General features: G+C 50.6%; 12 protein-coding genes and 1 pseudogene. 11 read left to right on the top strand and 2 right to left on the bottom strand.

Annotated elements, in window-relative coordinates:
* Positions 1-2 precede the first annotated feature (2 nt).
* From ubiH to JKP77_RS04775, 3 genes are all read left to right on the top strand, one after another.
* Positions 3-1,223 carry a 2-octaprenyl-6-methoxyphenyl hydroxylase gene (ubiH, locus tag JKP77_RS04765; protein ID WP_218310056.1) on the top strand — a complete coding sequence of 407 codons (1,221 nt, stop codon included), beginning with the start codon at positions 3-5 and terminating at the stop codon, positions 1,221-1,223.
* A gap of 34 nt (positions 1,224-1,257) precedes the next feature.
* Complete coding sequence (locus JKP77_RS04770) at positions 1,258-2,430, top strand: FAD-dependent monooxygenase (protein WP_218310057.1); 1,173 nt, start codon at positions 1,258-1,260, stop codon at positions 2,428-2,430.
* Between the two features lie 417 nt (positions 2,431-2,847).
* Positions 2,848-4,131 carry a M24 family metallopeptidase gene (locus tag JKP77_RS04775; RefSeq protein ID WP_218310058.1) on the top strand — a complete coding sequence of 428 codons (1,284 nt, stop codon included), beginning with the start codon at positions 2,848-2,850 and terminating at the stop codon, positions 4,129-4,131.
* Positions 4,132-4,299: 168 nt separating this feature from the next.
* On the opposite strand, the gene JKP77_RS04780 is transcribed toward JKP77_RS04775, so the two are convergent.
* The gene (locus JKP77_RS04780) at positions 4,300-5,154 is read right to left on the bottom strand and encodes a LysR family transcriptional regulator (protein WP_218310059.1); all 855 of its coding nucleotides are present in this window, start codon (positions 5,152-5,154) and stop codon (positions 4,300-4,302) included.
* 133 nt (positions 5,155-5,287) lie between these two features.
* On the opposite strand from JKP77_RS04780, the gene gcvT reads away from it, so the two are divergent.
* From gcvT to JKP77_RS04810, 6 genes and pseudogenes are all read left to right on the top strand, one after another.
* Positions 5,288-6,367 (top strand): glycine cleavage system aminomethyltransferase GcvT, encoded by a 1,080-nt coding sequence (gene gcvT / locus JKP77_RS04785; RefSeq protein ID WP_218310060.1) that lies wholly within the window; start codon positions 5,288-5,290, stop codon positions 6,365-6,367.
* A 27-nt stretch (positions 6,368-6,394) separates the two neighbouring features.
* On the top strand, positions 6,395-6,784 hold the full coding sequence (gcvH, locus tag JKP77_RS04790; protein ID WP_218310061.1) for a glycine cleavage system protein GcvH: 390 nt from the start codon (positions 6,395-6,397) through the stop codon (positions 6,782-6,784).
* Between the two features lie 90 nt (positions 6,785-6,874).
* Positions 6,875-9,772, top strand: coding sequence for an aminomethyl-transferring glycine dehydrogenase (gcvP, locus tag JKP77_RS04795; RefSeq protein WP_218310062.1), 2,898 nt, complete (start codon positions 6,875-6,877; stop codon positions 9,770-9,772).
* Between the two features lie 203 nt (positions 9,773-9,975).
* A pseudogene (gene fadA, locus JKP77_RS04800) lies at positions 9,976-10,296 on the top strand (acetyl-CoA C-acyltransferase); the annotation flags it as partial.
* Between the two features lie 214 nt (positions 10,297-10,510).
* Positions 10,511-11,158 (top strand): hypothetical protein, encoded by a 648-nt coding sequence (locus JKP77_RS04805; protein ID WP_218310063.1) that lies wholly within the window; start codon positions 10,511-10,513, stop codon positions 11,156-11,158.
* A gap of 238 nt (positions 11,159-11,396) precedes the next feature.
* Positions 11,397-11,975 (top strand): DUF4136 domain-containing protein, encoded by a 579-nt coding sequence (locus JKP77_RS04810; RefSeq protein WP_218310064.1) that lies wholly within the window; start codon positions 11,397-11,399, stop codon positions 11,973-11,975.
* Positions 11,976-12,103: 128 nt separating this feature from the next.
* On the opposite strand, the gene JKP77_RS04815 is transcribed toward JKP77_RS04810, so the two are convergent.
* Positions 12,104-12,721: a glutathione S-transferase family protein gene (locus JKP77_RS04815; RefSeq protein WP_218310065.1), complete on the bottom strand. Its 618-nt coding sequence runs from the start codon at positions 12,719-12,721 to the stop codon at positions 12,104-12,106.
* Between the two features lie 130 nt (positions 12,722-12,851).
* Between JKP77_RS04815 and JKP77_RS04820 the strand changes: the two genes are divergently transcribed.
* On the top strand, positions 12,852-13,586 hold the full coding sequence (locus JKP77_RS04820; RefSeq protein ID WP_218310066.1) for a helix-turn-helix transcriptional regulator: 735 nt from the start codon (positions 12,852-12,854) through the stop codon (positions 13,584-13,586).
* Between the two features lie 323 nt (positions 13,587-13,909).
* The gene (locus JKP77_RS04825) at positions 13,910-15,205 is read left to right on the top strand and encodes an efflux RND transporter periplasmic adaptor subunit (protein WP_218310067.1); all 1,296 of its coding nucleotides are present in this window, start codon (positions 13,910-13,912) and stop codon (positions 15,203-15,205) included.
* Positions 15,206-15,207: the final 2 nt, after the last annotated feature.

Consider the following 15,207-nt stretch of genomic DNA (forward strand, 5'->3'; position numbering starts at 1 on the left):
ACGTGGATACCAAGGATGTAGTGATAGTCGGAGGCGGCGTCGTTGGCTCGGTGCTTGCTGCGGGGCTGCTGGCAAAAACGCCGTTCAACGTCACATTGATTGATGCCCATGATCCTGCAGATGCCAGCCCCGCCCCGGGCTTTGATAACCGGGTGATTGCACTGTCCAGACGCACTGTGAATGAGCTTGCTGCGCTTGGCATTGACTTAGCCCCTGCCTCTCCTGAGCCAATAAAACACATACAAGTGACAGATAAAGGGGCTGCAGGTTTATGCGAACTGACAGCGGAAGATTACAGGGTACCGGCGTTCGGTCAGGTTGTCTCGTTATCAGCTCTGGGTGAACTCCTGCCGTCTTTTCTGGATAATCCCCGCTTTACCCACGTTGCTCCGGATACGGTCTCTACGCTGACTCAACATCAAGACAAGGTATCGCTGGCGCTGACAAGCGGTGGCGAGGTTTCCGCCGACCTCTGCATACTTGCTGATGGCGGACGCTCCGGCTTGTCTGAACAGGCAGGCTTTACCCGTGAACAGTCTCCGTATGGACAAAGTGCCATTATCTGTAATGTGCAAACCAGCGAACCGCATTCTGGAAATGCCTTTGAGCGTTTTACCGAACAGGGGCCACTGGCGTTTTTGCCTTATCAGGCCGACTTTGGTGACCAGACTGTTAAAGGACATGGTTTTTCCGTGGTGTGGACCGTAGCGAGTGAGCAACTCGACGAACTTATGACCTTGTCCGACTCGCGCTTTATAGACGCACTTCAGCAGGCCTTCGGTTACCGTCAGGGCCGGATCATGGAGGTGGGGCCTCGCGACGCCTATCCGCTTATTCTCAACACCACGCGCGAACTAATCACCCACCGTTGTGTGGTAGTAGGCAACAGCGCGCAAACGCTACATCCTATAGCCGGACAAGGCTTTAATCTGGGGCTGAGGGATGTTACGGGGCTGATCAACAGTGTGATGGAAGCAGAAGATCCGGGCTTATATCGCGTGCTTGATCGCTACCGACACTGCCGGGAAGGCGACAGACGAGCTACGGTAAAGCTCACAGACACCTTGGTTCGTACGTTTTCAAACCGTTACTTTCCGTTGCAGGCCGGACGTAACCTCGGCCTGTTGACGCTGGATTTACTGCCCGCTCTGAGTCAGGAGTTTGTGCGACTTACTACCGGTTATGGCCGTCAAACCGAGCGCGGATCCGTAGTTAACGGATAGCCACTTAACATACAACAGTGAAGTAAAACCCATTATGCAAAATGTAGATGTGCTTATTGTCGGTGGTGGAATGGTTGGCCTGTCGCTGGCCTGTGCACTGAAAAATACCGAGCTAACTGTTGCGGTAGTCAGCGACGTGCCGTTGTCTCAGACATTACCCGATTCGCCAACGGTCAGAGTAAGCGCGATAAATAAACGCAATGCAGACAGGCTTAATTTGCTGGGTGCATGGCAACATATTCCGCAGTCGCGGTTGTGTGCCTATACGCAAATGGCGGTATGGGACAAAGACAGTTTTGGCCGAATAGCCTTTGATGCCGCCGATACGCAGACCGACAATCTGGGCCACATTGTTGAGAATCAGGCGCTGGTGAATGCGCTGGCCACAGAAGTGGCGTCTCAGGCGAACGTCACTGTGACTGAAACCACAATCAGCCGTATTTTATGGGGCGACGAACAAACCGTTGTCATGTTGGAGAATAACGATGCCATCGCCTGTAAATTGCTGGTGGGCGCGGACGGAGCAAATTCTTTCGTACGCAACCAGGCCGCGTTTCCGCTGACATTCAAAGACTACGGCCATACCGCGATTGTGGCAAATCTGCGATGCGATGAGCCACACGGCGGCGTCGCGCGTCAGGTGTTTACGCCCAGCGGTCCGCTGGCGTTATTACCAATGGCGGATCCGAATCTTATATCCATTGTCTGGTCGCAGGAAAAAGACAATGCCGCCGCGCTGTTAGGTTTAGATGACCGCGCGTTTTGTGCCGCGCTGACAGCCACCTGCAATGCTGCGCTGGGAACCATGGCGCTGGCTACCGAGCGCTTTCATTTTCCACTGGTTATGCGCTATGCCAGGCAGTGGTTAAAACCCGGCGGGCTGATCCTGGGGGATGCGGCACATACTATTCATCCACTCGCCGGGCAGGGAGCAAACCTGGGAATGCAGGATGCCTTCGCACTGGCTGATTGTCTGCGTGATCTTGAGGCCGCCGGAAAACCGTTTTATCGGTACCGTTATCTGCGGCCATGGGAGCGGGAGCGAAAAGCACAAGCGTTAAAAATGGTTGCTGCAATGGAAGGCTTCAAACAGTTGTTCGCTGGTGATGATCCGCTTAAAAAGCTTGTCCGCGGTGTGGGTTTGATGGCGACGGATTCATTGCCTGGCGTGAAAGATCGTTGGGTTGCCCAAGCGATGGGGCTGTAGATTATCCGACAGCATATTCACGCTTATCCTGTGAGTGATAAAACTGAAAGCGATAATGCGTTGCTCTGACAATTTTCAGATGATGACGTCATCATTGACAGTCTCAGATAGCGACGGGCGCGCAAACCGCCTGTAGTTTCATAGATCACGCTGCCGAAGCGTTACTGTAATCATGTTCTGCAGCGCTTGCTTCGCTTCCTAAAACTCGATGAAACCTTTTTAATCGCATCTTCCAAGGCTCCCTCGAGGGGCTGTTATTGACCTTTCGCGACAAGTCGTTATCTGCGGTGGCATGGTAGGTGTCAGAGGTTGATGTATCGCCAGATTGACTGCTTTATCGTTCTAACGATAAGCCGAAGTTGCATCCGCGCGCTGAATACTGAAAGATAGCTCTTCTTCCACCCAATGGACTGACTCATGAACAAACGCGACTTTCTTAAGTTTTCCGGTGTTGGCCTGGCAGCAATGGCAACCCCTTTTGCCATTAAGGCCCAGGAAAATAAAGATTTCCCTACCCATGCCCGACTCACCGACATTACGGGTACCGTGAAGCCAGTGAATGCCAAAGAGCGGGAAGCCCGCATCGGTAAAGCGCAGACACTGATGAAAACCCACGGTATTGATGCGTTGGTGATCGAGCCTGGCGCTGCCATGGATTATTTTTCCGGTGTTCAGTGGTGGCGCAGTGAACGTCTGACCGCATTGATCATTCCTCAATCCGGATCTGTTGCCATCGTGACACCGTTTTTCGAAAAGCCCAGTGTAGAAGAATCGCTGCAAATAGAAGGCGATATTCATGTATGGCAGGAGCATGAGAGTCCGTTCGCATTGGTGGTCGATGTGCTGAAAAAACGCGGTATTACCTCAGGGAACATTGGTTTTGAAAGCACGGTGCGCTACTTCGTTTTACATGGCGTAATGGGCGCGGGACGTCAGTTCAGTCACGTGTCGGCAGATCCGGTTACGCTGGGCTGCCGAATGATGAAAACACCGCACGAGCTGGCACTGATGCACAAAGCGAATGAAATCACGCTTCGCGCGTATCAGCATGTGTATGGACAGTTGCAGGAGGGCATGTCTCAGGCTGATGTGAAAACACTGATGAACGGGGCGCAGCAGCGTTTGGGTGGACAGGATACCTGGTGCTTGTCGCTGTTCAATGAGGCCAGCGCATATCCGCATGGCACCCGTCAGGAGCAGACCATCAAAAAAGGTTCTGTGGTACTGATGGACAGTGGCTGTAGTGTACACGGCTATCAGTCGGATATCAGTCGTACGTTTGTATTTGGCGAGCCCAATGATAAACAAAGAAAGATCTGGAACCTCGTTCGCGAAGGACAGCGCGTGGCATTTGAGGCCGCCAAGATTGGCGCTACTGCGGGCAGTGTTGATGATGCCGTTCGCAAAGTGTATGAGCAAAAAGGCTATGGGCCGGATTATGCGTTGCCGGGCCTGTCTCACCGAACCGGCCATGGCATCGGCATGGAAGGGCACGAAAGTGTCAATTTTGTGCGTGGAGAGAGCACTCCACTACAGCAGGGTATGTGCTTCTCTAACGAACCGGGCATTTACCTTCCGGGGGAGTTTGGCGTGCGACTGGAAGACTGTATTTATATGGGAGAGAAAGGCCCGCACTGGTTTACCGAACCACCGGAAAGTCTGGATAACCCTATAGGATCGCTTGTGCCTCTGGCGGTATAGCCTTAACGACATCAACAAAGGCGATGTATTGCTACATCGCCTTTTTTTATGCTCTGAAGCAACCAGAAACGCTACGTCAGAGCTGGGGCTGCAACTGTGTGACAGGTAAGGTTGTTTGCGCCGCTGGTTGTGCGCCCAACCCTTTGCCCGTTTGCGCCACTGCACAACTCAGGCTGATGCCTTCAGTCTCGAGGTGATAAATTCAGACAACGTTTTGCTGATTACCGGATGCTGGGTATCCTGATTAAACAAACAGATATTCACTTTTCCCAGCTTAGGCAGAATAGGATGGCTCAGTGGCGTCAGGTTTTGTGGCAAGCTGGAGCGAGCCAGTGCAGTTACACCAAGACCTTGCTGAATAGCGGCTACCAGCCCCGACAAATCCGCATTGGTGTAGGTGATTTTCCATGCCCGCGTCTGCTGTTTTAACTGCTCAATCACGCGGCTGCGGTACATACAGCCGTCGGGGGCGAGCACCAACGAAATACTGTCGCTTACCAATGGCCTCGAGGGATCGCCAACCCAAACCACTTCATCTTCTAACACCCGTTCGCCTTTGGTTTCTTCTTCCGGGTTGACGAGTGCCAGTATTAAATCAAACTGCTCACGCCTGGCGGGATGCAGCAAATCGCGGCTAAGTGCGGATGTCACTTCTAACGATACATCAGGATAACGCTTAGAGAACTCACCAATAAGACCAGGTAGCAGGGTAGAAGCGAATTCATTCGGAATGCCCAGACGCAAACGCCCACTCAGAGGGGCCGGTGTCAGGCTGCGGAAAATCGCATCGTTCATCTCCAGCAACTCTTTGGCTTTCGGGTATAGCCAGTTTCCATCGCTGCTGGGTAGATGACGCTGCCCGACTTTCGTAAACAGTTTTCTGTCCAGCTGCACCTCGAGCTTTTTAATCTGCAGACTGATGGCAGGCTGAGAGCGCCCCAGCCACTCGCCGGCTTTGGCGTAGCCGCCTTGCTCAATCACGCTGACAAACGTGCGTAAATTATCCAGTGACAGCTGCTTCATTAGATTTGCTTTTCTGATGTTATAAGGTGAATACATTATAAATGTAAATGTATGTATAAGAAATTCCAATTTGTTGATCACCCTGACTCTTTCTATACTTTGAGGCGTTTTTATTACTAGAAGAGTGAGTCGAATGACCAGCACGACTGCCCTACATGCCAAGCACCTGGAAGCCGGTGCAAAAATGGTAGATTTTTTTGGTTGGGATATGCCAATCAACTATGGCTCTCAGATTGAAGAGCACCACGCGGTCCGCCAGGACGCCGGAATGTTTGACGTGTCACACATGACCATCGTCGATGCCACAGGCCCTCAGGCGAAAGCCTATCTTCAGTATCTGCTAGCCAACGACGTTGCCAAGCTGAAAGAAAAAGGCAAAGCCCTGTACAGCGGCATGCTGAATGAAGAAGGCGGCGTGGTGGATGACTTAATTGTTTATCACTTCGATGAAACCAACTATCGCCTGGTTGTGAACTCAGCCACCCGTGAAAAAGACATGAACTGGCTGCGCAGTAAAGCAGAAGGCTTTGACGTGACCATTACCGAACGCCCTGAATTCGCCATGATTGCAGTACAGGGTCCGAATGCGAAAGAAAAAGCGGCAACGCTTTTCAGCGCTGCGCAAAAAGAAGCCGTTGCCGGTATGAAGCCGTTTTTCGGCGTGCAGGCGGAAGACCTGTTCATCGCCACCACTGGCTACACCGGTGAAGCCGGTTATGAAATTATGGTGCCGGAAGCACAGGCTGCCTCTTTCTGGCAGGGCCTGCTGGATGCCGGCGTGAAGCCTTGTGGTCTGGGTGCACGCGACACACTGCGTCTGGAAGCGGGTATGAACCTGTACGGTCAGGATATGGATGAAACGGTATCCCCGCTGGCAGCCAACATGGGCTGGACGATTACCTGGGAACCTGCCGATCGTGACTTCGTTGGCCGTAAGGCATTAGAAGCACAACGTGAAGCGGGCACTGATAAGCTGATTGGTCTGGTGATGACCGAGAAAGGTGTACTGCGTCATGGCCAGAAAGTGAAGACGGAAAACGGCGAAGGCGTGATCACATCAGGTACCTTTTCACCCACGCTGGGACATGCCATCGGTATGGCACGGGTCCCCGCTGGTGTCGGTGAAACCGTTGAGGTGGAAATGCGTAAAAAGTGGGTTACAGTAAAAGTGGTTAAGCCCAGCTTCGTTCGCAATGGTAAAAGTGTTTTATAAATTTAAGAGACAAGAGCAGGAACAATTATGAGCAATATCCCTAACGAATTACGCTACGCCGCCTCTCATGAATGGGTTCGCCCTGAAGGTGACGGTGTTTACACTGTAGGTATTTCTGAGCACGCACAGGATCTGCTGGGCGACATGGTATTTGTTGAACTGCCGGATGTGGGTGATGAAGTCAGCGCAGGCGACGATGTGGCAGTTGCCGAGTCAGTAAAAGCAGCGTCTGACGTGTACACGCCAATCACAGGTGAAGTGGTTGCAGTTAACGAAGAACTGGAAGACTCTCCAGAACTGGTGAACTCAGACCCTTACGGTGACGGCTGGATGTTCAAAATCAAAGCGTCAGATGCGTCAGAGTTTGACGCGCTGCTGGACGCCGAGGGTTACGAAAATACCCTTGAAGACGAATAATCGTCAGGCACGGATTGAACAATGAAATAAAAGGGGCGGTGAAGTGGCCCCTTTTGTCTTTTTTACTACTGCGGATGCTTACCTAACGTTATGTCGAATTCTTCCCCTACACTGGCTCAGCTAGAGCAGAAAAACGCATTTACTCGCCGCCACATTGGTCCGGGCGAGCAGGAAATTCAGGCAATGCTGGACACCATTGGTGCCGAGTCGCTTGCCGATTTAATGTCTCAGACTGTACCGGCCGGTATCGAGCTGGAAAAGCCCATTGAAGTGGGAGAAGGCGAGACCGAAGTCAACGCACTGGCTGCATTAAAAGCCGTTGCGCAAAAAAATACCATTAACCGGTCTTTTATCGGCATGGGCTACTACGATACCCATGTACCGAATGTGATTTTGCGTAACGTTCTGGAAAACCCAGGCTGGTATACCGCGTACACGCCGTATCAGCCGGAAATCGCGCAGGGCCGTCTGGAAGCCATTCTGAACTTCCAGCAACTGACTATCGACCTGACCGGTCTGGAGCTGGCGTCGGCATCACTGCTTGACGAAGGTACTGCGGCAGCAGAAGCCATGTCACTGTCAAAGCGTGTGTCTAAGAATAAAAAGGCGAACCTGTACTTCATCGCTGATGACGTTCACCCGCAAACCCGTGACGTGGTGGAAACCCGCGCCGAAATGTTTGGGTTTGGTATTGTAAGTGGCCCGGCCGAAGAAGCGGCTGAGCACGACGTGTTTGGTGCGCTGCTGCAATACCCCTCGACCACCGGTGAAATTAAAGATATCAGCGATATCATCGCTGCCGTGCAGGCGAAGAAAGGTATGGTGTCTGTTGCCGCCGATCTGATGAGCCTGGTGATGCTGAAATCTCCTGGCGAACTGGGTGCTGATGTGGCATTAGGCAGCGCGCAGCGCTTTGGTGTACCTATGGGCTATGGTGGTCCACACGCGGCGTTCTTCGCCACCCGTGACAGCTACAAGCGTTCGCTTCCTGGCCGTATCATTGGCGTAAGTAAAGACACCCGTGGCCGCCCTGCATTTCGCATGGCGCTGCAAACCCGTGAACAGCACATCCGCCGTGAAAAAGCGAACTCAAACATCTGTACCGCGCAGGTATTGCTGGCCAATATGGCATCATTCTATGCTGTATATCATGGGCCTGAAGGCCTGAAAACCATTGCCCAGCGCATTCACCGTCTTACTACAATTCTGGCATCCGGCCTGACGCAAAAAGGGCTCGGCCTGAAGCACAGTACCTGGTTCGACACCCTGACAGTAATGGTTGATGACAAGGATGCCGTACTGAAAGCGGCATATGAAGCCGGCGTTAACCTGCGTGCCGATTTAGATGGTGCAGTGGGTATCTCGATGGACGAAACCACCACGCGTGACGACATCGACACTCTGCTGAATGTACTGCTGGGCGACGATCATGGCCTCACAGTAGAAGCGTTAGACGCGGAAGTGACCACGCAAAACAAACAGGTTATTCCAGCCGACCTGCAGCGTACTTCTGACATTCTGACCCACGAAGTGTTTAACCAGTATCATTCAGAAACGGAGATGCTGCGTTATATCAAGTCACTGGAAAATAAAGATCTGGCGCTGAATCACTCCATGATTTCGTTGGGCTCATGCACCATGAAGCTGAACGCCACGGCGGAAATGATCCCGGTGACCTGGCCTGAGTTTGGTCAGATGCACCCGTTTGCGCCGGTGGATCAGGCTGCCGGGTATCAGGAAATGATTGCGGAACTCAGCGACTGGCTGATCAATATCACCGGTTACGACGCACTTTCTATGCAGCCTAACTCTGGTGCACAGGGCGAATACGCTGGCCTGCTGGCCATTCAGCGTTACCATGAAAGCCGTGGAGAAGGGCACCGCAACGTGTGTCTGATCCCAAGCTCAGCGCACGGCACTAACCCGGCATCAGCACAAATGGTAAGCCTGAAGGTGGTTGTGGTTGATTGTGATAAAAACGGTAACGTCGACTTAAACGACCTTCGCAAAAAAGCCGAGGACGTGGGCGATAACCTGTCTTGTGCGATGATTACGTATCCGTCTACGCACGGTGTGTATGAAGAGACTATCCGCGAAATCTGTGACATTGTGCATGAGCACGGCGGCCAGGTTTATATGGATGGCGCAAACATGAACGCGCAGGTAGGCATTACTTCACCTGGTTTCATCGGTTCTGATGTCTCGCACTTAAACCTGCACAAAACTTTCTGTATTCCTCACGGTGGTGGCGGCCCTGGCATGGGACCTATTGGTGTGAAATCACACCTGGCGCCTTTCCTGCCAAACCATACGGTAGTGAATATCGATAATGCTGGTAAAGACTGTGGTGCAGTATCTGCAGCGCCATGGGGCAGTGCATCTATTCTGCCAATCAGCTACATGTACATTAAGATGATGGGCTCGGCCGGATTGCGTAAAGCCACCGAGGTTGCCATTCTGAATGCCAACTATGTAGCGAAGTCTCTGGAAGGGCAGTTCGACGTGCTTTACAAAGGCCGTAATGGTCGCGTGGCGCACGAATGTATTATCGACCTGCGCCCGTTAAAAGAAGCCTCTGGTGTAAGCGAGATGGACATTGCCAAGCGTCTTAACGACTATGGCTTCCACGCGCCAACCATGAGCTTCCCGGTTGCGGGCACCCTGATGATTGAGCCAACGGAATCAGAAGCCAAGTACGAGCTTGACCGTTTCGTGAACGCCATGATCAGCATTCGCAAAGAAATTGCGAAAGTAGAAAGCGGCGAGTGGGATGCCACGGACAACCCGCTGCACAATGCACCGCATACACTGGCTGACATTTGTGATAACGACTGGAACCGTGGTTACGACCGCATGCTGGCAGCATATCCAGCCCCGGAAGTACATCGCAATAAGTTCTGGCCAAGTGTTAATCGCATTGACGATGTATACGGTGACAGAAACCTCATGTGTTCCTGCCCGACGATTGATACTTATCGGGATGAGTGATTGTGGTGTTGTTCCCATGAAATAAGTCGTTTAGGCGTGAAGGCCCACTACATTGTGGGCTTTTTTATTTCTTGTTCACGGATATGCGAATAAAGGGAACAGTTTATAAGCAGACATAATCGTAAAATAAGTGAAGCTTTCCCAGAGGAACACTGAGAAGGATAAATTAGCGTTATTCTTGGGCCGTTGTTTGACGCTGCCATTATGGCCCGTTACCAGCCACACAAAAAGCATTAAAGCACGCTGGCATGACAATGGACGACATCGAACTGGCTGAATTCAATGAGGTATTCGCAGCGCAAGCGTTGTCGTGCATTAAGCAGTTGAGTTGGATTGACAGCTACGATGAGAAAGTAAACCTCAACGGTGGTGCCATTGCACTTGGCCACCCATTGAGCTGATCTGGCTCACGTATCAGCACTACCTTGCTGAACTTAACGGAAAGTAACGACAAGAGCATAGGCTTAGCCACCATGTGCATTGGTCTAGGCCACGGTATCGCAACCATCTTCGAGCGCGTGTAAGTCGCCAACTAATTGAAAAAGCCGGTAGCTTTTGTTACCGGCTTTTTCATTTCAGTACCTATTATCTTCTCTACAACTTCAAAATCGCTAGCTCATCGTCAGATTTTTTTACAAATTATTAGCAAGCGCAAATTAAGACCATGATTTAAAACAACAATAATATAGGCACATTAATTGCTGTTTTTTAGTGCTAAATCACGTGTAGGAAATGAAAATGAATTTAAGAAGACTGCTAATTGGAGCGTTACTGTGTCTCACCGCTTCAGTATCGCAAGCTGCTGTAATTTACACAGTCGAGACTAATATGCCCGGAGGCGTTCCGACTTTACAAGCTGAGCGCGGTAACTGGTCCTCAGGTTTGGGCTCTCTGATGACCGAGGGTTTTGAAGGCTTGTTTACTGCAAGCAACAGTATCGATTTCGGGAGTTTTATCGTAAGCATCTCTGGATCATCACTCGCAACATACTCAGGCGCCAATGCATCGACTCGTACCGAGGGCAATCAATCTTTAGGCTTCAGTGGTTCAGCTTTGCTAACTTTTACTTTTACCAATAACGTATCTGCTTTTGGCATAGATTGGTCTTCATTGGAAGGAACAAGAAGTACTATCAATTATTTTGATAGTGCTGGCAACAACTACTCAGATCTATTTGATAGCCCGGATTCTGTTACTGCAGGTTTCTTTGGCATTAGTGGCGTTAATCTTAGCTCACTCACTTTTGATATTATTTCAATAGAAACGCTAGAATTTGATTTTGTTCAATTCGAAATTGCAGACGCGCGACCAGTACCGACTCCTCATGTTTTATCGTTGATGCTTTTTGCTGTAGCAATACTTTGCATGCGCAAAAAGTCAAACTAACTGGACGTTAGGGCGTTGCACTCAACTACGGTAACGCCTCACTAAATTCAAGTTCAAAAAACCGGTAACGTTAGTTACCGGCTTTTTTGTTTCTGCTGCCCGCCAAAAGTTGGCAGGGTATTTGAGTGGTAAGTAGTCTTATTCCACTGTTATCGATGGTTATCACTATTTGGCACAAACGATCCATATCACACGGGTTCTTCGTTAAAGTATCAAGATGTTTTAATAATGATTATCTATGCAAAATATACAAATCCGAATGCGTAATGTCCGCTTTATTCTCGTTGCACTGATCGCCGCCCTGACGTTGGCAGGATGTGCATCAAACAAACCGCAAATCAAGAAAGTTGAAAATTTTAACTTTGCTTCCGTAAACACGTTCTTTGTAAAGCCACCGTTGAATTCCGTTAATCCGACAATAGAAAATCATCTGGCAGCGTCGATTACCGATATCCTGACGCGCAAGGGGTTAACGCCCGTCAGTAAGGAAGAGGCAGATGTCGAAGTTGGCTTTTTTCCTTCAACGGCGCTAAAGGAAAATGGGAAATCGGTGAGCATTGGCCTGGGCACTGGCGTTTTTGGTCGTTCCAGTGGAATATCTCTTGGAAGTATCTTCAATATCCCGGTGGGGGAGCAGGTAACACAATATCAGAACCTACAAATTGACATAGTTGAAAACGGGAATTTCATTTATAGCGCAGCCGGAAGTGCTGAGCTGGAAACCCACGACAGTATTACTATTCAGACAGCGCTGACTGAACTGGTTAATGAGTTGCTTGAGCCCTATCCGCAGAAGCTTTCAGACTCTGGCGATTGAAGAGCGTACTTACATGAAGTCAGTTTGACTAAAAGTCACTTATCACCCCTCATTGCGACAACCTTTGGCAAATTGCCCCGGTCAACCGGGGCGCTTGTATCTGGAAATATCGCAACTTGTTAAAGTAGTCAAACGAGCCTGTTACCCACCGCTTTCTTCATCATTTCAGGATGTGCCCGCAGATAAGAGGGGCGCTGGCGAATACGCGAGATGTATGCAGCAACTTTGGGTGATACCGCAATCCAGTCGAATTTTGCAGCGAAATCCAACAGGCCACCAAACACGATATCTGCTGCAGTAAACTGATCGCCTAACGCCCAGCCACTGGCAGGGGTCATTTTCTCGATGGTATCCATTACCCGTGCCATGTCTCCCCAACCCACAGAGTACGCATCAGGATGTTCCATATTTGCTGATGCCAGAGAGAGTGCTGGCTCAATGGTGTTCCCGGCAACAAAGAGGTAGCGGTAATATACGCCTCGCTCGGGCGAGCCGACGTCCGGCGCCAGTCTTTTTTGCGGAAACTTATCTGCAAGGTATGCGCAAATGGCGGCGGTTTCTGTGACCACTGCCTCGTCGTCAACCAGCGTGGGGAGTTTCTTCATCGGGTTTATGCGATGCAAACCGTCAAGGTTGCTATCCTTGCTGGCAAAATCTATCTGGATTTGTTCGTACTCTGCATTCAGTTCATTGAACATCCAGTCGATGGTGACGCTTCTGCTTCTTGGGTTAAAGTAAAGTTTCATTGCCAGTATTCCTTTTCAATTAGTTAATGTTCTGTGTGAAGACAGGGGGGTCATGGGACATTTTTATTTGCGTTGCCGCCATATGAATAAGTGTATGGAGAATTGTGCCGCTTAATGGCATATTAGATTGATGACAAACCGTAGTTTTTCTCAACGCACCGACAGACGCAGCCGTTTAATTGGCTTATTGCAGTCTGAGGAGTACTGGCAAACCTCACAGCTGCGTGAGCATTTAGGTATTAGTCAGCGTACGCTGATGCGGGAATTAGCCGACTTGCGCGATGCGGGTTACCCGATTGAATCTGACCGGGGGCGGGGTGGCGGCGTTCGTCTTTCCGGACGGTGGGGCATAGAGCGACTGAATTTAAGCCACCGGGAAGTGGTTGAGCTGATTCTGTCTCTGGCCATAATGGAAAACCTGCAATCGCCATTACTCACAGTAAATCTTAAGCACATTAAGCAGAAATTGTTTCAGGCGTTTCCACAGCAGCAACGTAATGCCGTAAGCGATATCCGCAAGCGCATCATGGTTGGGAATAATGCCGCTGCTAACATTGCCACGCATTATCATTCTCCCTGTCAGGCAATTTCTGAGCAAATCGCCGAAGCATTCCTGGCTCGTCATTTTCTGGAAATAGACTATCAGGCTGAAAATGCAGACATAACCCGCCGTGTGATAGAGGTGCATTATATACTTCTGAATTGGCCGATATGGTACATCATTGCATGGGACCATCTACGCGATTCCACCCGGGTTTTCCGTTTTGACCGGGTTAAACAGGCCACCATTGCAGAGGGGCATTTCCGACCTCGCCCCAAAGAGACTTTCTCAACGATTTACGCGCCGTTTTTTAAAACCATTTAGGGCTTTCCTTCCAGGCATTAATGGCCCTCTGCCTTTTCGCAATCAACGAAAACGTAGCTAGCGGTGTTAGTGCGATTGCCTGGCGCTGTATCTCATAAGAGGTTACTCGCTACAAGATTTTCTATTCCTGATATAGCCTTTTTGCGTAGCCCATTAAAGGCGTCCCGGTGTCATCCTGCAACCTTACAAATTTGTCATCTTCGTGTTGTTGATCGGCTGCTATGCCGCCAGCGTAACAATTAGCTGATTCGCAATATAAATCAATTATTTGCATCAGGCTGATTGCTGGTGCCCTTATCGACTGAGACAAGCAGGGATTATCAATGTCGCGACAACTCCATCAATCTTTTTTTTCTTTGGGTTCTGTACCACGTGGGTTCGCGTTCATCTTTGGCCTGTTTGCCTTACTGACGGTAACGGCCTGCAGCGATGATAAATCAGGTTCGCAGCAGGATGGTCAGGCCGCAGGCCCGCCGGGGGCTAGCCAGAAAGCAATGCCAGTGGGTTTTATCAGCATCAGCCCTGCGCGCATCGACTATACCGAAAAACTACCCGGGCGCGTTGTATCCTATCGTGTTGCGCAAATACGGCCGCAGGTTGGCGGGATCATTCAGGAGCGTCTGTTTGAAGAAGGGACGCTGGTGGAGGAAGGCGATCAGCTTTATCAGATTGCGCCTGAACGCTACCAGGCAGACCTTGAGATGGCCCAGGCTAATCTGGAAAGTGCAAAGGCTGCCGTAGCCAACACACAGTCAGTAGTGAATCGCTATGACAGTCTGGCCGCCAGCAAGGTACTAAGCGAACAGGAATTTGATAACGCCAAAACCGAACTTCAGCAAGCCAGAGCGGCGGTAAGCCAGGCTGAAGCGGAAGTGAAAAGCGCACAAATTAATCTGGCCTACACCAAAGTGTATGCCCCAATCAGCGGGTTCATCGGTCCTTCCACGGTAACCAAAGGCGCGCTGGTCACACAGCAACAGCAAGAGCCATTAGCGGTGATACGCCAGCTGGATCCGGTATATGTGGATTTGTCCCAGTCTGTTGGTGATGCGCAAAAGCTCAAAGCCCGCCTGATAGAATCCCGAATGCAGGAACGCGAAGATGAGAACTTCGAGGTAAGTTTGTTTTTGTCCGACTCCGACGAGCCCTATCCTCATAAAGGCAAGCTGGATGCAACCGATCTGGCGGTTGACGAACAGACCGGTGCCATTCGTCTGCGCTCTGTCTTTCCCAACCCTGAAAATCGTCTGTTGCCCGGCTTGTTTGTGCGCGCATCTATTGAAAACCTGGCCTCGTCTAAGGCGCTGGTAGTTCCACAGAAAAGTGTGCAAATTGGTGATGGCGGTGAGACGCATGTCTGGCTCGTCAGTAGTGACAATAAGGCTGTGAAACGGCGGATCACAACCGGCGTCGCGTATCAGAACAATTGGGTAATAGAAGATGGCTTAAACGAAGGCGACAAGGTGATAGTTGAAGGCACTATGAACCTGCAGGAAGGTGCGCCGGTTAAACCCAGTAACGTTAATCAGAGCAGTGATAAACAAAGCCAGCAACAGCGCTCGTCAGGCAGCGATAAAGAGAACACAGAGAAGGCCGGATCATCACAGGGTGGGCGTTAATT

Origin of the sequence: Alteromonas antoniana (assembly GCF_019249295.1) — a bacterium.
In the GTDB taxonomy this organism is placed as follows: domain Bacteria; phylum Pseudomonadota; class Gammaproteobacteria; order Enterobacterales; family Alteromonadaceae; genus Alteromonas; species Alteromonas antoniana.